General features: G+C 56.8%; 19 protein-coding genes and 1 pseudogene. 3 read left to right on the forward strand and 17 right to left on the reverse strand.

What is annotated here, in order from left to right:
• Positions 1-40: 40 nt before the first annotated feature.
• Together yfcD and yfcE are read right to left on the reverse strand one after the other, a co-directional pair.
• Positions 41-598 (reverse strand): NUDIX hydrolase YfcD, encoded by a 558-nt coding sequence (yfcD, locus tag SPL01S_RS16235; RefSeq protein WP_063201223.1) that lies wholly within the window; start codon positions 596-598, stop codon positions 41-43.
• 90 nt (positions 599-688) lie between these two features.
• Positions 689-1240: a phosphodiesterase gene (gene yfcE / locus SPL01S_RS16240; protein WP_063201226.1), complete on the reverse strand. Its 552-nt coding sequence runs from the start codon at positions 1238-1240 to the stop codon at positions 689-691.
• 314 nt (positions 1241-1554) lie between these two features.
• Here yfcE and yfcG point away from each other — a divergent pair, with 314 nt between their 5' ends.
• From yfcG to SPL01S_RS16255, 3 genes are all read left to right on the forward strand, one after another.
• Positions 1555-2184: a GSH-dependent disulfide bond oxidoreductase gene (gene yfcG, locus SPL01S_RS16245; RefSeq protein ID WP_004947314.1), complete on the forward strand. Its 630-nt coding sequence runs from the start codon at positions 1555-1557 to the stop codon at positions 2182-2184.
• Positions 2185-2288: 104 nt separating this feature from the next.
• Positions 2289-2660 (forward strand): dihydroneopterin triphosphate 2'-epimerase, encoded by a 372-nt coding sequence (gene folX / locus SPL01S_RS16250; RefSeq protein ID WP_004947317.1) that lies wholly within the window; start codon positions 2289-2291, stop codon positions 2658-2660.
• Between the two features lie 27 nt (positions 2661-2687).
• Positions 2688-3602, forward strand: coding sequence for a TIGR01777 family oxidoreductase (locus tag SPL01S_RS16255; RefSeq protein ID WP_063201229.1), 915 nt, complete (start codon positions 2688-2690; stop codon positions 3600-3602).
• A gap of 42 nt (positions 3603-3644) precedes the next feature.
• Here SPL01S_RS16255 and hisP read toward each other — a convergent pair whose 3' ends face one another.
• The 15 genes and pseudogenes from hisP to SPL01S_RS16330 form a co-directional block, all read right to left on the reverse strand.
• Entirely contained in the window at positions 3645-4418 is a 774-nt protein-coding gene (gene hisP, locus SPL01S_RS25300; protein ID WP_004947323.1) for a histidine ABC transporter ATP-binding protein HisP, read from the reverse strand.
• 18 nt (positions 4419-4436) lie between these two features.
• Positions 4437-5141 carry an ABC transporter permease gene (locus tag SPL01S_RS25305; protein WP_004947327.1) on the reverse strand — a complete coding sequence of 235 codons (705 nt, stop codon included), beginning with the start codon at positions 5139-5141 and terminating at the stop codon, positions 4437-4439.
• Positions 5138-5824, reverse strand: coding sequence for a histidine ABC transporter permease HisQ (locus SPL01S_RS16270; protein ID WP_004947330.1), 687 nt, complete (start codon positions 5822-5824; stop codon positions 5138-5140). Before SPL01S_RS16270 ends, SPL01S_RS25305 begins: the two co-directional genes overlap by 4 nt.
• An 85-nt stretch (positions 5825-5909) precedes the next feature.
• A pseudogene (gene hisJ, locus SPL01S_RS16275) lies at positions 5910-6691 on the reverse strand (histidine ABC transporter substrate-binding protein HisJ).
• 302 nt (positions 6692-6993) lie between these two features.
• Positions 6994-7566: a UbiX family flavin prenyltransferase gene (locus SPL01S_RS16280; protein WP_063201232.1), complete on the reverse strand. Its 573-nt coding sequence runs from the start codon at positions 7564-7566 to the stop codon at positions 6994-6996.
• A 130-nt stretch (positions 7567-7696) separates the two neighbouring features.
• Positions 7697-9214: an amidophosphoribosyltransferase gene (purF, locus tag SPL01S_RS16285; protein ID WP_063201235.1), complete on the reverse strand. Its 1518-nt coding sequence runs from the start codon at positions 9212-9214 to the stop codon at positions 7697-7699.
• Between the two features lie 21 nt (positions 9215-9235).
• Complete coding sequence (gene cvpA, locus SPL01S_RS16290) at positions 9236-9736, reverse strand: colicin V production protein (RefSeq protein ID WP_004947341.1); 501 nt, start codon at positions 9734-9736, stop codon at positions 9236-9238.
• 233 nt (positions 9737-9969) lie between these two features.
• Positions 9970-10773: a cell division protein DedD gene (gene dedD / locus SPL01S_RS16295; protein ID WP_063201238.1), complete on the reverse strand. Its 804-nt coding sequence runs from the start codon at positions 10771-10773 to the stop codon at positions 9970-9972.
• Complete coding sequence (gene folC / locus SPL01S_RS16300) at positions 10774-12039, reverse strand: bifunctional tetrahydrofolate synthase/dihydrofolate synthase (RefSeq protein ID WP_063201241.1); 1266 nt, start codon at positions 12037-12039, stop codon at positions 10774-10776. It abuts the gene before it with no gap.
• A gap of 208 nt (positions 12040-12247) precedes the next feature.
• A complete protein-coding gene (accD, locus tag SPL01S_RS16305) occupies positions 12248-13156 on the reverse strand; it encodes an acetyl-CoA carboxylase, carboxyltransferase subunit beta (protein ID WP_004947349.1) in 909 nt (302 codons plus the stop codon).
• Between the two features lie 234 nt (positions 13157-13390).
• On the reverse strand, positions 13391-14053 hold the full coding sequence (locus SPL01S_RS16310; protein WP_004947352.1) for a DedA family protein: 663 nt from the start codon (positions 14051-14053) through the stop codon (positions 13391-13393).
• Positions 14054-14146: 93 nt separating this feature from the next.
• Positions 14147-14968, reverse strand: coding sequence for a tRNA pseudouridine(38-40) synthase TruA (gene truA, locus SPL01S_RS16315; RefSeq protein ID WP_063201244.1), 822 nt, complete (start codon positions 14966-14968; stop codon positions 14147-14149).
• Positions 14968-15978: an aspartate-semialdehyde dehydrogenase gene (locus SPL01S_RS16320; protein ID WP_063201247.1), complete on the reverse strand. Its 1011-nt coding sequence runs from the start codon at positions 15976-15978 to the stop codon at positions 14968-14970. The genes truA and SPL01S_RS16320 overlap by 1 nt, the downstream gene beginning before the upstream one ends.
• Before the next feature lie 151 nt (positions 15979-16129).
• Entirely contained in the window at positions 16130-17251 is a 1122-nt protein-coding gene (gene pdxB, locus SPL01S_RS16325) for a 4-phosphoerythronate dehydrogenase PdxB (RefSeq protein WP_063201250.1), read from the reverse strand.
• 55 nt (positions 17252-17306) lie between these two features.
• The gene (locus SPL01S_RS16330; RefSeq protein WP_063201253.1) at positions 17307-18080 is read right to left on the reverse strand and encodes an AraC family transcriptional regulator; all 774 of its coding nucleotides are present in this window, start codon (positions 18078-18080) and stop codon (positions 17307-17309) included.
• Between the last annotated feature and the right edge of the window lie 111 nt (positions 18081-18191).

The raw sequence follows: 18191 nt of genomic DNA on the forward strand, positions 1-18191 counted from the left end.
TCATATGACCGGCTTTTTCATGTTGACGACCTGGCGACTCTCAGACGTTTTCGTCGGTGTCGCGTAGCGGTTTACCGTAAGCCTGCTCGTTGTTGCGCGTCAGCCACAGCGACAGCGCCTTCAGCGAATCCGGTGTGAACTCGTCGCAGCGGGCGGTGATCTCTTCCGGCGTCAGCCAGCTCACCTCAACCACTTCCTCTTCCTGCAAGGCAAAAGGCCCGTGGGAAACGCAGCTAAACAGTGCGCCCCATACCCGGCACTGTTCTTCTTCAAAATAGAACAGGCCATGTTCGGCGAAAGGCACGCCGGCGATACCCAGTTCCTCTTCCGCCTCGCGGCGTGCGGAATCCAGCACGTTCTCGCCGCTTTGTACCACTCCGCCCGCGGTGGCATCCAGCCAGCCCGGATAGAAGTCTTTAATGTCGGTGCGACGCTGCACCAGAATTTTACCCATTCCATCATGCACCACAATATAGGTAGCACGATGACGCAGCCGTTGAGCACGCATTTGTTGGCGACTTGATTGAGCAATCACTTCGTTTTGCTCGTTGACGATATCAACCCACTCGGTATCTGCAGCCTGACCCTGTTCCGCCATCCTCTAAAACCTTCTATTTTGGCGCGTTGCATCCCGCGCGCTGGTTAATCAATGAGTGTTTTTCAAAGATTTTTATTGTGTGTGTATAAATTAGTGCGTTAATGCCACCTCTGCAACAGCCTTGCCGCCCTGCAGGGTAACCACACTTAAAATGCCCTCCTCCAGTATGCCATAACTGGCGGGAAAGCCCCCCTTCGGAATGCTGACCGACCCTGGATTAAAGCAGTAAATCTCTCCCTGCCGTTCCGCCTGCGGTACATGACTGTGGCCATAGACCAGGACATCGCCGGAAGATAACGACGGCAGTGCCGAGGGATGATAAAGGTGACCGTGGGTTAAAAACAATCGTCTTTTTTGCAACAACACCTGCTGCCAGGATGCGGTGATGGGAAACGTCAGCAACATTTGATCAACTTCACTGTCACAATTGCCGCGAACGGCGATGATCTTGTCGCTATAGCGATTCAATTGTTCGGCAACCTGAGCTGGCTGATAACCTGCCGGCAGCGCATTTCGCGGCCCATGATTCAGCAAATCGCCCAGAAGAATCAGCCAGTCGGCGCCGCTTTGTTCAAATCGATCCAGGATGCTTTCAGTGGCGGGGAGTGAACCGTGTATATCAGAGGCGAATATCAGCTTCATAACCATTCCTTTAGCATGGATATATGCGCTATTTTATCGCAGTGGCCAAGGACGGCAAGGCTGACGAGAGGTTAAACCTCATTGGCCTGAAATTGTGATGTCTCTTGCGGATATAGCATCAGACGAATCTCACATAGCCTGCTATTCTTAGCTGCTATTGTTGGTAACTCTATATCCCCGTTGTCTTTCAAGCTGCATGTTGGCTGCAACTTGAAATTCATCGGGTATAGTTGAATCTTTGATATACCTTTGTATGCGGCGAAGATCGCTGCAACGTGTAATGACTTACAGATCACTTTACCGCAGGAGGCACCATGATTGACCTGTATTACGCGCCTACTCCCAACGGTCACAAAATTACCCTGTTTCTGGAGGAGGTTGGCTTACCTTACCGTATCCACCGCGTAAATATCAGCGCCGGCGACCAGTTCAAGCCGGACTTTCTGAGCATTTCACCCAACAACAAAATCCCGGCGATTGTCGATCAGCAACCGGTTGACGGCGGTGCGCCTATCAGCCTGTTCGAATCCGGCGAAATCCTGCTGTATCTGGCGGAGAAAACCGGCAAGTTGCTGAGCAAAGGGCTGCGTGAGCGCGCCGCCACGCTGCAGTGGTTGTTCTGGCAGGTGGCAGGCTTTGGGCCCATGCTCGGGCAGAACCATCATTTCAACCATTACGCCCCGCAACCGGTGCCTTACGCCATCGAACGTTACCATCTGGAAACCAAGCGCCTGTATGGCGTGCTGGAAGCCGAGCTGCAAAAGCACCCGTACCTGGGCGGCGACAATTACAGCATTGCCGATATCGCCACCTATCCCTGGGTGGTTTCGCATCCGCGCCAGCGCATTGACCTGGCGGATTATCCGGCAGTGCGCAACTGGTTCGAACGCATCAGCAACCGCCCGGCGACCGGGCGCGCCTACAAGCTGGCCGAACAGGGTTAACCGCCCGACTCCCCGGCCTCCGGGGAGTTTTCTCCAGCTCGTTATCTTTTCCCTACTTTCCGTGTATTCTGAGCGCCAATAATCAGACCTGTGGAGACTCTCTGATGTCATTTAGTCAACCCGACGCCATTATTCGTATCAAAAATCTGCGGTTGCGTACTTTCATCGGTATCAAGGAAGAAGAAATCAACAACCGCCAGGACGTCCTGATTAATGTAGCAATCCACTACCCGGCGGATAAGGCGCGCAATAGCGAAAACATCGACGACGCGCTCAACTACCGCACCATCACCAAAGCGATCATCCGCCATGTTGAAGATAACCGCTTCGCTCTGCTGGAAAAATTAACTCAGGATGTGCTCGATATCGTGAAAGAACATGCCTGGGTAACCTATGCTGAAGTAGAGATCGATAAACTACTGGCCCTGCGTTATGCCGACTCGGTTTCCATGACCATGAGTTATCGCCGGGGCTGAAACAATAGCGTATCAGGGAGGTTGACCATGCGGATCCTGATCACCGGCGCCACAGGATTGATAGGGAGCAGCCTGACGCAGCGGCTGCTGAGTCTGTCTCACTCAATCACGGTACTGACCCGTGACGTACAACGTGCGCATGAACGGTTTGGCGAACAAGTCAGCTACTGGTCAACGTTGCAGGACCAAACGTCGCTGGATGGCTTTGACGCCGTGATCAACCTGGCCGGTGAGCCTATCGCCGATAAACGCTGGAGCAAGGCGCAGAAAGAGCGCCTGTGTCACAGCCGTTGGGATCTGACCGAACGGTTAGCGGCGTTGATTAACGCCGGCAGCTCGCCGCCCGGCGTGCTGATTTCCGGTTCCGCCGCCGGCTACTATGGCGATCAGGGCCAGGCGGTAGTCACCGAAGATGAAGCTCCGCATGACGAATTCACCCATCAGCTCTGCCAACGGTGGGAATCCCTGGCGCTGCAAGCGCAAAGCGACGCGACCCGTGTCTGCCTGCTGCGCACCGGCGTGGTGCTGGCAAGCAAAGGCGGAGCGCTGGCGAAAATGCTGCCGCCGTTCCGTCTGGGGCTGGGCGGGCCGATAGGCAATGGCCGCCAATATCTGCCCTGGATACATCTCGACGATATGGTCAACGGCATTCTTTATTTGCTGGAACACGCCACCCTGCAGGGCCCCTTCAATATGGTCGCCCCCTACCCGGTGCATAACGAACAGTTCACAGCCCAACTCGCCAACGTGCTCGATCGTCCGGCGTTTTTGCGCGTGCCGGCATTTGCCATGCGTTTACTGATGGGAGAAGCGGCGGTGCTGGTCTTGGGCGGCCAACGGGCGGTGCCGAGACGGTTGGAGGAGGCGGGGTTCAGTTTCCGCTTTCTGGAGCTGGAACAGGCGCTGGATGACGTTATCAATCAACGGATCGACGCCCGTTGAGGGGAATGCCGGGGCCCGGCGGAGCAGGTCCCCGGCAACCGATTATTTTAAAGCGCCGGAAAGGAACTGCTGCAGGCGCGGGCTTTTTGGATTGCCAAACAGCTCAGCCGGTGGCCCCTGCTCTTCAATAAGCCCTTTATGCAGGAAAATCACGTGGCTTGATACATGGCGCGCAAATTCCATCTCGTGCGTCACCACCACCATGGTTTTCCCCTCTTCAGCCAGCTTCTGCATGATGCGCAGCACTTCCCCCACCAGCTCCGGATCCAGTGCCGACGTCGGTTCATCAAACAACAGCACCTCCGGTTCCATTGCCAACGCACGGGCGATGGACACGCGCTGCTGCTGGCCACCCGACAGATGCACCGGGTATTTGCCACGCGCACGTTCGTCGATGCCCACCTTATCCAGATAACGCACCGCGCGCTCGCGCGCTTCGGTCTTGCTCAACCCCAGCACCTGCACCGGTGCTTCCATCACGTTCTCCAGCACCGTCATGTGGCTCCACAGGTTAAAGTGCTGGAACACCATGGTCAGACGAGTACGCAGCAATTGCAGCTGTTTCTTGTCAAACACCTTCAGTTGGCCGTCCTTGTCACGCACCATGCGAATATCTTCATTATTCAGGCTGATGGAGCCTTCGCTGGGTTTCTCCAGGAAGTTAATGCAGCGCAAAAAGGTGCTTTTACCGGACCCCGAAGAGCCAATGATGCTAATCACATCCCCTGCATTCGCCGCCAGTGACACGCCTTTCAGTACTTCGTGTTCCCCATAACGCTTATGCAGTTCAGTGACGGCTAATTTATTTTCAGACATGGTTTTTCCCCGTCATTATCAGTGACTAACGTGCGCCATCCAGCGTTTTTCGGCCTTGCGGAACAGGCTGATCAATACGTAGGAGATCGCCAGATACAGCACAGCCGCGATGCCAAAGGCATAGAACGGCTGATAGGTCGCCGCGTTGATATCTCGCGCTATCTTCAACAGATCCGGCACGGTGGCGGTAAACGCCAGAGCCGTGGAATGCAGCATCAGGATCACTTCGTTGCTGTAAGCCGGCAGCGCGGTGCGCAGCGCCGAAGGCAGAATGATGCAGCGGTACATTTTGAAGCGAGAGAACCCATAGGCGCTGGCCGCCTCAATTTCACCGTGCGGCACCGCGCGGATCGCCCCGGCGAAGATCTCGGTGGTGTAGGCGCAGGTGTTCAACGTCAGCGCCAGAATGGTGCAGTTGAGCCCGCTGCGGAAGAACGCGTTGAGGAAATCCGTACCTCGCACGATCTCCAGGCTGTACATCCCCGAATAAAACACCAACAGCTGCACATACAGCGGCGTGCCGCGGAATATGTAGGTGTAGAGCCACACCGGAAAACGCACCCAGGAGATTGAGGAAACGCGCGCTACCGCCATAGGTATCGCCAGCAAGCCGCCCATCACCACCGATGAGATCAGCAGCCACAGCGTGACCGCCACACCGGTGAAACGGTAGCCGTCGCTCCACAGCAGCGATTGCCCATACTGTTGCAAAATCTCGATCATAATTCGGCCCTCTTGACGCCCAATGAATAACGCCGTTCAAGCCACAACAACACGCCATTGGAAACGGTGGTAAAAATCAGATAAACCACACCGGCCACTATCGCAAAGAAGAATGGCTGATAGGTGCCTTTGCCGGCCAGTTGAGTGGCCTTCACCACGTCGTTCAGACCCAGAATCGACACCAGCGCCGTCGCCTTGAGGATCACCTGCCAGTTGTTGCCGATGCCCGGCAGGGCAAAACGCATCATTGCAGGGAACAAAATGCGGCGGAAAATCTGTGAGCCTGAAAAACCGTAGGCGGTAGCCGCCTCGATCTGCCCCTTCGGCACCGCCATATAAGCGCCGCGAAAGGTTTCCGTGAAATAGGCACCATAGATAAAGCCGAGGGTAATAATCCCCGCGCTGAGCGGATCGATATCAATTTGCGAAAAGCCGAGCAGTTCTGTGAGGTTGTTCAGCGCAATCTGCAGGCCGTAGAAAATCAGCAGCATCAGCACCAAATCAGGCACGCCGCGGATCAGCGTGGTATAGGCACCAAACAGCGTAGAAAGCAGGCGGTTATGGGAAAGCTTGCCGCCGGCACCGATCAAACCAATCACCAGCGCCAGCAGTACGGAACTGAGGGCCAGTTCCAGCGTCACCAGAGCGCCCTCAAATATCAGTTGGGAATAGCCTTGCAGCATCTACTTCACCCTGTCGTCATTGGAGCCCGAACCATCGGGGCCAGCAGGCCGGCCCCGTAGTCACACCATGGAACGGTACGTGGGATTAACCGCCGTAGACGTCAAAATCGAAGTATTTTTTCGCAAACTTGTCGTAAGTGCCGTCTTTGCGCATGTCGGCAAAGGCTTTATCCAGCGCCGCCTTCAGTTCGGTATCGGTCTTGCGCAGCCCCATACCGGTGCCCACGCCAAAGAACTTGTCATCCTTCACCGATTCGCCGGCGAAAGCGTAATCCTTGCCCGGGGGCTGCTTCAGGAAGCCGTCGCTGCCCGCCACTTCATCCTGGAAGGCGGCATCGATACGGCCGGATGCCAGGTCGGCATATACCAGGTCCTGGTTCTGGTAAGGCACCACGGTGATGCCCTTAGGCTGCCACATGGCGTTCGCGTAGGCTTCCTGGGTGGTGCCCTGCAGCACGCCCACGCTCTTGCCTTTCAGCGCGTCCACCGTTGGCAGCAGCTTCGAGCCTTTCGGCGCGATCAGACGGGCGTTAGCGGCGTACAGCTTGTCGGTAAAGGCAATTTCCTGCTGGCGTTTTTCAGTGATCGACAAAGAAGAAATGATGGCGTCAATTTTCTTCGCCTTCAGAGAGGGGATCAGTGCGTCAAAATCGCTTTCCACAAAGGTACATTGGGTATTTATGCGTTTGCACAGCTCTTTGGCCAGATCGATATCAAAGCCGACCAACTCACCTTGGCATTTTTGGATTCAAATGGTGCATAGGTCGGATCGGTACCTATCTTCAGCGTCGATGGTAGCGCGGCGAATGCGCTGCTTACTGCGCTCAAAGCCAAGACTAAAGGAAGAACCTTAACCAGCTTTTTCATAAATTACCCTCAAATTGATTTTTCTGATGCCACTGCGGGCATTACTTTCCCACCAAATCAATTTGCAGTAATCGTGCCACATTTGTTGCTGTAGGCGGAGGGAACGACTCCGGCCTTCACAAAACTGTTTCCTGGGACGATAACCGCAAAAATAAATCGGCCAGTCAGGGCCGCGTCACGGGCAATGACAAAATGCCAGAGCCTTGAAACAGTGAACGTGATGGAGTGGGATCATTATGGTGCATGTACCGCCCTAATTCAGTGCGGTGTTGCACAAATGTGCCAAATTGGGGATAAATTTGTTAATTGGAGCCTTGCCAGCGGGTGAACAAATCTTTCGGTAATTCAATGTCGAACTGATCGACCACCCGATTCACGGTTTGATCGATGATGTCATCGATGCTTTTCGGTTGGTGATAAAAAGCCGGTACCGGTGGCATGATCACCGCGCCCATCTCCGCCGCCTGCGTCATCAGCCGCAAATGGCCGATATGCAACGGGGTTTCGCGCACGCACAACACCAGCCGGCGGCGCTCCTTCAGGACCACATCGGCGGCGCGCGTCAGCAGGCCGTCACTATAGCTGTTGGCGATACCGGATAACGTCTTGATTGAGCAAGGTAAAATCACCATACCCAGGGTTTTGAACGAGCCGGAAGAAATGCTGGCACCGATGTCGCGTGCATCATGTACCACATCAGCCAACGCCTGCACTTCACGCAGACCAAGCTCGGTTTCCAGCGAAAGCGTTTGCCGCGCCGCATTGCTCATCACCAAATGGGTTTCCACCTCTGCGACGTCACGCAATGCCTGCAACAGGCGCACGCCGTAGATTGCGCCGCTGGCGCCGGAAATACCGATGATGAGTCGTTTCATAAAGCTGGCCTCTGCCGAAGAGAAAGTAGGATCAGGCAGACTTTGCCGGAATGGCGGTGCATAAGCAAGTCGGGGAGGATAATGCACCGCGACAAACGCCGCGGTGCACCTTTTTGGCTAGCGCTTAGGCTTAACCTTCGTTATGCATTTCCAGATTTTCTGCTTCGGTCTGGCCACGCATCGCCTGGGCGTCGTCGTTACGCAGCGATTCCAGATACTCGAGGTAGTTCTGGTCTACGTCCTTGGTGACATAGATGCCGTTAAACACCGAGCATTCGAACTGGCTGATGTCCGGGTTCTCTTCGCGCACCGCTTCGATCAGATCGTCCAGATCCTGGAAGATCAGACCGTCGGCACCGATGATTTGGCGGATTTCGTCCACTTCACGGCCGTGGGCAATCAGTTCGTTGGCACTCGGCATATCAATGCCGTACACGTTCGGGAAACGAATTTCCGGCGCAGCGGAAGCCAGATAAACGCGTTTCGCCCCGGCGTCACGCGCCATCTCAACGATCTGCTCGGACGTGGTACCGCGGACGATAGAGTCATCCACCAGCAGCACGTTCTTGTCGCGGAACTCGGCGCGGTTGGCGTTCAGCTTGCGGCGCACCGACTTACGGCGCGCCTGCTGGCCCGGCATGATGAAGGTACGGCCGACGTAGCGGTTCTTCACAAAACCCTGGCGATACGGCTTATCCAGGATACGCGCGATTTCCAACGCGATATCGCAGGACGTTTCCGGGATCGGGATCACCACGTCGATGTCCAAATCTTCCCATTCACGGGCAATCTTCTCACCCAGCTTCTGCCCCATGCGCACACGGGCGCTGTAGACCGAAATCTTGTCCATAAAGGAATCTGGACGTGCGAAGTAGACGAATTCGAACAGGCACGGGTTGGTTTTCGGGTTCTCTGCGCACTGGCGGGTGAACAGTTGGCCCTTCTCGGTGATGTACACCGCTTCGCCCGGCGCCACGTCGCGCAGGAACTCGAAGCCCAACGTATCCAGCGCTACGCTCTCGGAAGCCACCATATACTCGTTACGGCCATCTTCAAGTTGGCGTTTGCCGATCACCAGCGGGCGGATGCCGTTCGGGTCGCGGAACGCCAGCAGACCGTGGCCGATGATCATCGCCACGCAGGCGTAAGCGCCACGCAGTTGCTGATGCATGGCGGCAACGGCGGTGAAAATGTTGTCTGACTCCAGCGGATAATCCTGGAAGCGGTCCAGCTCACTGGCCAGTACGTTCAGCAGGATCTCGGAATCGGAGGTGGTGTTGATATGGCGGCGACCGCTTTCAAACAGCGATTGGCGCAGCTCATGGGCGTTGGTCAGGTTGCCGTTATGGGCCAGCGTAAGGCCGAACGGCGAGTTTACATAAAATGGTTGAGCCTCTGAGGCACTGGAGCTGCCAGCCGTCGGGTAGCGCACATGGCCAATACCCATGTTGCCCTGCAAGCGCTGCATATGGCGTGCCTCAAACACATCCTTCACCAGACCATTTGCTTTACGCAGACGGAACCCGTTGTGGGCATCTATGGTGACGATGCCTGCGGCATCCTGGCCACGGTGCTGAAGCACCATCAACGCATCATAAATCGACTGGTTTACCGGCATAAAACCGGCGATACCGACAATACCGCACATGTTGTCTTTTCCTCATCAGCGCTACCGCCCCGGTAAATGGGTCGGTAAGAAACTCGACGTGCTCTGCAGGTAGTCAAAGAACCACCTGATGATATAACTGAACTGGGGAATGAGCTGTGACTGTTTCCAGTCGTCACTTTGCGAGAAGCCGGTAAAGGTATCCAGGAAAAACAGCATCGCCGAAACGATCAACACGCCGCGCAGTGCGCCGAAACAGACGCCCAGCACCCGGTCGGTGCCTGATAACCCGGTTTTCTCTACCAGTGAGCTAATCACATAGTTGACAATAGCTCCTACGATCAGGGTCGCGATAAACAAGATGGCAATCGCGATGCCGTTTCGCACCAGTTCATCTTCAAAACGAGTGAAGTAGACCGCAAGGTAAGAGTAGAAATGGCTGGCAACAAAAAACGCACATCCCCATGTCACAAGTGACAATGCTTCGCGAACAAACCCTCGGATCAGGCTCACCAGAGCCGAAAATCCAATCACCGCTATAATGACGTAATCAATCCAGACCATGAACTATTCCAATGATGAATCGCCCCTGCATCCAATTCGCGGCGAATTCTAACAGAAAAAGAAAACGTTTGCGTAGGGGATTTCCTAGCACGTTACAAATAAAAAACGGCGATAAAAAAATTCCCAATCGCCGCGCCTACATAGGCCGTTTTGCCTGTGAAAGGCACATTTTTAATAGTGATTACACCAGCACTCATCGATTCAGGGGCACAGCATGCTGTGCCCCAATCCTGTCAACGTGCGCCGTAGGGCTTCACCTGGCCGCTCAAACCGCTGATGGAGTTCAGCGCAGACAGCGAAGACTGCAACTTCTGTTTTGAAGCGTCCGGGCCAACGTAGATCCGGGTGATCTGCCCCTGCACCGGCGTTGACGGCACGGTGAAGGCGCGATAGCCGGACAGCCTGAGCGACGCCACGACCTCATTCACCTTGGCGGCGTTTTTCAGCGCCCCCAGTTGCACCACATAAGCCTGCCCTGCCGGCGCTTTCTCTTCTGCGGCCGGTTTCGGTTCTGGCTTAGGTTCTGGTTTAGGTTCTGGCTTCGGCTCAACTTTGGGCTCCGCTTTAACCTCCGGAACAACCTCAGGCTTCGGCTGAACAACCGGTTTCGGCTGCTGCACCGGCTTTGGCTTCACTTCCACCGGCTTGGTTTCAACCGGTTTTGGTTTCACTTCCACCGGTTTGGTTTCGACCGGCTTCGGTTTCGGTTGTTGCACCGGGCGAGTTTCGACCGGCGGCGCGACCTGAACCGGCTGTTGCGCCGTCTGGCGCACGGCCTGCTGCGAGGCCGCTTCGTTCGCCGCCTGCTGCTCGACCAGTGCGCCCGCCCCCTCCGGCGGCTGCGCCGGCAAAGACTGGGTTACCGGCGGCACCACGTCGTTTTCTTCCACGTCACCCGGTTTCGGCACCAGGGGAATGGCCGCGAACTCATCCTCGTAATGTTTCTTTTTTCCATCCAGCAGCCCTGGCAGGATGATGACCCCCAGCGCGACCAGAATGACGGTTCCTACCAATCGGTTTTGAAATTTGCTTGCCACTCACACTCCCCGCATCTCGTCTAACGCCGCCATCACGTGCGCAACGGTGTGGAACGATCCACAGACGATCACAATATCCTGAATATCAGCGTCCTGCATAGCCTGACGCCAGGCAGTTTCGACATCGGCAAACTGCCGCGGTTCCGTCAAATGTTGCGCCAGCGATTCCACGCTGGCTCCACGCGGCCCTTCCAGCGGCGCGCAATACCATTCATCCACCTGTTCGCTCAGGCAAGCCAGCGTGCCGGCGATGTCTTTATCCGACAGCATGCCCACCACGGCACGCACCTTGCCGCCTTTGCGCGGCAACTTGGCCAAACGCCCGGCCAAATAGCCTGCGGCGTGCGGGTTATGCGCCACGTCCAGGATCAGCATCGGATCCTGTCGCACAATCTGGAAGCGCCCAGGCAGCGTCGCCTGCTGCAGGCCGGTGAAGATCGCCCGCTCATCGATTTCCAACTCGGAATAGTGCAGTGCTGCCAACGCGGTCGCGGCATTGGCTAGCGGGACGTTGGGCATCGGCAGATCGGTCAGCCGCGTGCCGCCGCCTTCCCACTGCCAGCGTTCGCCCTGTTCGCTGTAAGTCCAGGCTTCGCCACGGCGATACAGCGTCGCGCCCAGCGTTTCCGCCACCTCGCGGATGGTGTCAGGCATATCCGGCTCGCCCACCACCGCCGGCTTGCCGCCGCGGAAAATTCCGGCCTTCTCGCGGCCGATGCTTTCGCGATCGTTGCCCAGCCAGTCGGTATGATCCAGCGCGATGCTGGTGACCACAGCCACGCTCGGATCGACGATGTTGGTCGCATCCAGGCGGCCGCCAAGGCCAACTTCCAGGATCACCACGTCAAGCTTAGCCTGTTTGAACAGTTGCAGCGCCGACAGGGTGCCAAATTCGAAATAGGTCAGTGAGGTTTCACCCCGGCCCGCCTCAATGGCGGCGAACGAACGGCAGTGCTCCGTTTCGCTCAGCTCCTCGCCCTGAATGCGCACCCGTTCGGTATAGCGCACCAGATGCGGCGAACTGTAAACGCCAACGCGCAGACCGGCCGCCATCAGAATGGCTTCCAGAGTCCGGCAAGTCGTGCCTTTGCCATTGGTGCCGGCAACGGTGAACACCGTCGGTGCGGGAGTGAGTAAATCAAGATGCGCCGCAACGCGCTGTACGCGTTCCAGGCCAAGTTCGATCGCCTGGCTGTGCAGACGTTCAAGATAATAAAGCCACGAGCTCAATGGCGACGTGGCTTGGGGAATTTGGTGGTTTTGCATGAGTCCCATCACTGATTGGGTTCATTGATCCATCAGGGCACCACCCTCACCGCGGTAAAGGCGATGCTCTCCGTAACACCCGTCACCTTTCAAGCTGCAGCGAGTTGACCGCAACGTGAAATTCATAGGGCATATCAGCCGGCATTTAGCCACAAAACGACAGCTGAATCCCGCGCGGGCTTGCACCTGCGCGGGTGATTTATCGGCCTCAGGCGTCGGCCTGATTTTCCTGTGCGACTACCGGCTCCGCCTCATCGAAATGCGGCTGCGGCTGGTTGGTCAGCTTGGAAAGGATACTCGCCAGAGTGCGGCGCATTTCCGGACGGCGCACGATCATGTCGATGGCGCCTTTTTCAATCAGGAACTCACTGCGCTGGAAGCCCGGCGGCAGTTTTTCACGCACGGTCTGCTCGATAACGCGCGGGCCGGCAAAGCCGATCAGCGCTTTCGGCTCGGCGATGTTGATATCGCCCAGCATCGCCAGACTGGCGGAAACGCCCCCCATGGTCGGGTCGGTCAGTACCGAAATGTACGGCAGACCACGTTCCTGCAGTTTCGCCAGCGCTGCGCTGGTCTTCGCCATTTGCATCAGCGACATCAGCGCTTCTTGCATACGCGCACCGCCACTGGCTGAGAAACACACCAGTGGGCAGTTGTCTTCCAGCGCCTGTTCAACCGCGCGCACGAAACGTGCACCGACCACGGAAGACATGGAACCGCCGATAAAAGCAAATTCGAAAGAAGCGGCGACAATCGGCATGCCGTACAGCGTGCCTTTCATCACGACCAGCGCATCTTTCTCGCCGGTCGCTTTCTGTGCGGCAACCAGACGATCTTTATACTTTTTGGAATCCTTGAACTTCAGAACATCTTTCGGCTCCAGTTCGCTGCCCAGTTCTACCTCACTGCCCTCGTCCAGCAGGGTATGCAGGCGCATGCGCGCAGTCATGCGCATGTGGTGGTCGCACTTAGGACACACTTCCAGATTACGTTCCAGCTCGGCGCGATAGAGAACCTGACCGCAGCTGTCACATTTGGTCCAGACCCCTTCAGGAATGCTCGCCTTACGGGTTTGTGTAATATTGCTCTTGTTAAGAATTCGTTCAATCCAGCTCATCGATGACCTTTCTGTTTGAACCTGGCACATGCCAGTCCGCTGTTCATGCTTTAACAATCCCCCCGCAGACAGACCCAATGAAAAAGTGCCCGAGTGAAACGCGACAAACGCGTGACCGAGGCACTGGCTTCAGGGTTTGCTCGCAGGAACAGACCATAAATGTCGCTCATTAAACCATATCGGCCCGACACTGTGGATAAAAAACTGGTCGAACCGACAGGTTAAGCGATGTTTTTACTGTTTTTGCTGGCGGGCAGCCGCGCGCTTATGGCGCCAGATTTCAATGATGCCCGGCAAAATTGAAACCAGGATGATCGCCAGGATCAACAGTTTCAGGTTTTCCTGCACGATCGGCAAATCACCGAAAAGGTAGCCAGCATAAGTGAAGAGCAGCACCCAAACCAGCGCGCCAATCACGTTGTAGGCAGCGAAATGACGGTAGGACATTTTCCCCATACCGGCGACGAACGGCGCAAATGTACGCACGATCGGCACAAATCGCGCCAAAATAATCGTTTTCCCACCGTGCTTTTCATAAAACTGATGGGTTTTATCCAGATAGCTGCGGCGGAAAATTTTCGAATTAGGGTTACTGAACAGCTTATCGCCGAACAGCCGGCCAATAGTATAGTTCACCGCGTCACCGAGGATCGCAGCCCCGACCATCAGCGCAACCATGGTATGCACATTCAGATCGTTAGTCGGCAGCGCCGCCAGCGCGCCGGCGACAAACAGCAGAGAATCCCCCGGCAGGAAAGGCGTAACCACCAGCCCGGTTTCGCAAAACAGGATCAGGAACAAAATGGCATAGACCCACATGCCGTATTGCGCGACCAGTTCGGCCAAATGCACGTCAATATGCAAAATAAAATCAATCACAAACTTGATGATGTCCATAGATTCTCTCTTTTTACCGGGTGTCTCACCCACCCGGCAGATGTACAAGGGAGCAACGCGTCGGGCGCGCCGGCGTCTAATCGTCAGCTAAAACTAATCGTCGGGTAAAAACAGCGGCCCCATTGGCGGCCGGGGCAAACAAAAATGCTCAGGATAATCGACGGACACCAGATACAACCCTTCGGCACGCGCCGTCGCCGCAGCCAGATTCCGATCCTTCAGCGCCAGCAGTTCGGCCATCCAGTTCTCACTCTGATTGCCGCAGCCGATTTCCATCAGGCTGCCGACAATGTTGCGTACCATATGGTGCACAAAGGCATTCGCCTTAATATCTACCACGATATACTCGCCGTAGCGCGTAACCTTAACGTGTTTTACGTTACGCCATGGCGTGCGCGACTGACATTGCACGGCGCGGAACGACGTGAAATCGTTCTCACCCAGCAGCGCCTGCGCCGCCCTTTCCATCCGTTCGGCATCCAGCGGGTGATAAAAATGGGTCACCCCCTGCTGCAACACCGCCGGGCGGTAGCGGTGGTTATAAATAATGTAGCGGTAACGACGCGCGGTGGCGCTAAAGCGCGCATGGAAATCCTCGGCCACGCCGGTCACCCAACGCACGGCAATATCCGGCGGCAGATGGGTATTTACCCCCATCGTCCAGGCGGCGTCCTTGCGCTGCGCGGTGGTTTCAAAATGCACCACCTGGCCGGTAGCGTGCACGCCGGCGTCGGTACGTCCGGCGCACAATACGCTAATCGGCGCATTCGCCACCTTGCTCAACGCCTGTTCCAGACAGGCCTGCACGCTGGCGACTTCCTGCTGACGCTGCCAGCCGTAATAACGGCTGCCGTCATATTCAATCCCCAGCGCGATTTTTAACCTCGGTTGGGTGGGCAAGACAACTTCAGACATCAGTACATCTGCTCCTGCACCAGACGCTCTGCGGTTTCGATCGCCATCAGCGCGCCGCCGAAGCGTACGTTGTCCGCCACCGACCAGAACTGCAGGATTTCAGGAATGCCGTAGTCATTGCGCAAGCAGCCGACGCTCAACGCATCGCTGCCGGACGCTTCCGTTACCTGAGTCGGGTAGTCGTCTTCTTCGCTCAGTTGGATATCATCCACCTGCTCCAGCTCGCTGCGCGCTTCTTCGGCAGAGATCAGGCGCAGCGCTTCCAGGTGAACCACTTGCGCGTGGCCGTAAAACACCGGCGACTGTACGCAGCTCACGGAAATCGGCAGCCCTTCGTCCTGCAGGACTTTGCGCACCTGATCGACAATCAAACGTTCTTCGCGCACGCTGCCCTGCTCGTCGGCCAGCAGCGGTAACAGGTTGAACGCCAGTTGCTTGGCGAAAACGCCCGGCTCGGCCGGAATGCCGTTCAGCAAGCGCGCGCTCTGGCCGGCCAGATCGTCCACCGCCACTTTGCCGCGTGCCGATACCGACATCAGGGTGGTGACGTGCAGACGGGAAAGCCCGGCCTGCTCGGTCAAAGGTTTGATCGCCGTCAGCAGTTGGCTGACCATGCTGTCGGCCACGGCGACAATATTACGGTTGCGGTAGTCCGCCAGCACCTGCGGGTTAACACCAGGCACCACCAGCGGGACATCCGGCTCCAGCGCAAACAGGCCGCTGGTGTCGATCACCAGACAACCCATGTTGCCGGCGTCTTCCGCATAGCGGGCCGCCGCCTCGGTACCGGCGACAAAGAACGCCAGTTGCGCCTGTGACCAGTCAAATTCTTCCGCTTTTTGCACCAGCACCGACTTGCCGTTGAAGCGTACCGTTGCCCCGGCGCCGCGTTCACTGGCCAAAGGATAGAGTTCGCCCACCGGGAACTGACGTTCCTGTAATAATTCCAGCAACGCTTCACCTACCGCGCCAGTGGCGCCAAGCAGAGCGATATTCCAGCCGTCAGACATTGGGTTTCTCCAGAGTATTCATTTAAAAAGCAGACGGGCAGTGTTGCCACCGCCCGATAATCCTTTGCCGCCTATTATAGCGGCGATTGCTTAAGGCAACCTTACGTATTGGGCGCGATGCCTTTTAGGCAAGGAGCCGGATGCCGGCCCCTTACAGCACGCTGAAACCCAGCTTGTGCAACAGTTCCGCACTGGCGCTGTCATTGCACTGGACGCGCAATGAGGACCATTCACGGCGCTCCTGATAATGCTTGCGCAGGCGATCGAATTCGCCCGCTTGCCCAGCCACTTTGCGCAGCGGCGCATCATCGCGGCGCACATCATACACCAAGTGCATCAATCGTTTTAATTTGCCTTCATCCAGCGGCCCGTTCAACTGGATCTGGCTGAATTCCGGCACCGGCAGCAGCGAGGCCAGCTCAATCTGCTGTGGCTGCCCCACATGGCGGCTGAAGGCCTCGAACACCTGAGTGGTGCCCCGCGCCTTGCCTTCCAGCGTGTAACCGGCGATATGCGCAGTACCGATATCCACCCGCGCCAGCAGCGGTAATGAAAGCTCCGGTTCCGGTTCCCAAACGTCCAGCACCGTGCTCAGCTTTTTGCCTTTCTCCAGCGCCAGCAGCAGCGCGGCGTTATCCACCACCTCGCCACGGCAGGCATTGATCAGGATACGGTTGTCGGGCAGCGCCGCCAGCAACTCGGCGTCAACCAAGTGCAGCGAGCGATAGGGGCCGGATTTATTCAGCGGCGTATGGAACGTCAGCACATCGGCTTCCACCACCAGTTTTTCCAGCGGCCAGAACTCACCGACGTCACCACGTTCTGCGCGCGGCGGATCGCACAGCAGCGTACGGACGCCCAAGGCTTTAAGGCGGGCATCCAGGCGCGAACCTACGTTGCCCACACCAATAATGCCGACGGTTTTGTCGCGCAACTGAAAACCGTCGCGTTCGGCCAGCAGCATCAGCGCAGAGAACACATATTCCACTACCGCAATGGCGTTACAGCCTGGCGCTGCGGAAAACCCGATGCCCTGCTGTTTCAGCCAGGCATCATCCACATGGTCAGTACCGGCGGTGGCGGTGCCGACGAAACCGATGCGAGTACCGGCCAGCAGATCTTCATTCACTTTAGTCACCGAACGCACCATCAGCGCATCGGCATCCGCCAGCGCATCACGCGGGATCGGGCGGCCAGGCACCGCCTGCACATCCCCCAAACGACTGAACAATTCAGCCGCGTACGGCATATTTTCATCAACCAGGATTTTCACTTGTTGCTCCGACGATTTGCGACTTATTTTGGCTGGGAAAGAGTGTGCCACCGAATCAGGCCCGGCGAAAGCGTTCGGGCGTGCTGCCGGCGATTTGCTGAAACATGACGATAAACGCCGAGGCCGAGCTGTATCCCACCTCCAGCGCGACGTTCTGCACGGTTTTGCCCTGTTCAAGCAGCGAAACGGCATGCAGGAAACGCAACCGCTGGCGCCACTCACTGAATGACATGCCCAGCTCTTGCCGGCAACGGCGTGACAGGGTGCGTTCGGTGGTATAGACCCGGGCGGCCCAGACGGCGAGCGGGGTGTTGTCCGAGGGGCAATGCTCCAGCGCTTCCAGCACCGGCGCCAGGAATTTATCTTCGGACGACGGCAAATAAGTTTGCTGGACCGGCGACAGATGCAGTTGATCGATCAGCGCCCGGCACAGACGCAAATCCTGTTTGTCGTGCGGGATGTATTGTTTGCGTGCATAAAAATCTTCGGCGATGGCACGGAAAATCGGCGTCACGCTCACCAGGCAGGGGTCGGCCGGCAGCCCGACGCACAGCGACTGCATGATATCCACCATGCGGCACTGCGCCTGCCGCTGGTTGTAGCAGGAGTGCTCGATCCCCGCCGGCGCCCACAGCACAAATTCCGGCGGCGCCAGAAAACGTTGATTGCCGACCTTCATCACCATCACCCCGGTTTTCACCCACATCAGTTGCCCCCAAGGGTGGCTGTGCGGCTGGAATTCCGTGCGGGCATTAAACTCCTCGCAACGAAACTGCACCGGGCGCGGCGCCGGGATCAAGGCTTCAGGAAAGTGACGGATTTCTGACATGGTTTCACACCGTGATTTGTCTTGTTGACACAAAATATTGTCTGGATATCGCTATATATAATAAACCGGACACGAGTAGACTAGCCAGCATGTCCGTCGTTATTGAGAATA

Source organism: Serratia plymuthica NBRC 102599 (assembly GCF_001590925.1).
GTDB classification, from domain to species: Bacteria; Pseudomonadota; Gammaproteobacteria; order Enterobacterales; family Enterobacteriaceae; genus Serratia; species Serratia plymuthica.

Coding starts and splice junctions, on each gene's coding strand:
- yfcD (WP_063201223.1), bottom strand. CDS start 598: ATGGCGGAACAGGGTCAGGCTGCAGATACCGAGTGGGTTGATATCGTC.
- SPL01S_RS16320 (WP_063201247.1), bottom strand. CDS start 15,978: ATGTCTGACGGCTGGAATATCGCTCTGCTTGGCGCCACTGGCGCGGTA.
- cvpA (WP_004947341.1), bottom strand. CDS start 9,736: ATGGTCTGGATTGATTACGTCATTATAGCGGTGATTGGATTTTCGGCT.
- yfcE (WP_063201226.1), bottom strand. CDS start 1,240: ATGAAGCTGATATTCGCCTCTGATATACACGGTTCACTCCCCGCCACT.
- hisP (WP_004947323.1), bottom strand. CDS start 4,418: ATGTCTGAAAATAAATTAGCCGTCACTGAACTGCATAAGCGTTATGGG.
- SPL01S_RS16310 (WP_004947352.1), bottom strand. CDS start 14,053: ATGGACATCATCAAGTTTGTGATTGATTTTATTTTGCATATTGACGTG.
- SPL01S_RS16280 (WP_063201232.1), bottom strand. CDS start 7,566: ATGAAACGACTCATCATCGGTATTTCCGGCGCCAGCGGCGCAATCTAC.
- SPL01S_RS16255 (WP_063201229.1), top strand. CDS start 2,688: ATGCGGATCCTGATCACCGGCGCCACAGGATTGATAGGGAGCAGCCTG.
- purF (WP_063201235.1), bottom strand. CDS start 9,214: ATGTGCGGTATTGTCGGTATCGCCGGTTTTATGCCGGTAAACCAGTCG.
- folX (WP_004947317.1), top strand. CDS start 2,289: ATGTCATTTAGTCAACCCGACGCCATTATTCGTATCAAAAATCTGCGG.
- SPL01S_RS25305 (WP_004947327.1), bottom strand. CDS start 5,141: ATGATCGAGATTTTGCAACAGTATGGGCAATCGCTGCTGTGGAGCGAC.
- yfcG (WP_004947314.1), top strand. CDS start 1,555: ATGATTGACCTGTATTACGCGCCTACTCCCAACGGTCACAAAATTACC.
- folC (WP_063201241.1), bottom strand. CDS start 12,039: ATGCAAAACCACCAAATTCCCCAAGCCACGTCGCCATTGAGCTCGTGG.
- truA (WP_063201244.1), bottom strand. CDS start 14,968: ATGTCTGAAGTTGTCTTGCCCACCCAACCGAGGTTAAAAATCGCGCTG.
- SPL01S_RS16330 (WP_063201253.1), bottom strand. CDS start 18,080: ATGTCAGAAATCCGTCACTTTCCTGAAGCCTTGATCCCGGCGCCGCGC.
- accD (WP_004947349.1), bottom strand. CDS start 13,156: ATGAGCTGGATTGAACGAATTCTTAACAAGAGCAATATTACACAAACC.
- SPL01S_RS16270 (WP_004947330.1), bottom strand. CDS start 5,824: ATGCTGCAAGGCTATTCCCAACTGATATTTGAGGGCGCTCTGGTGACG.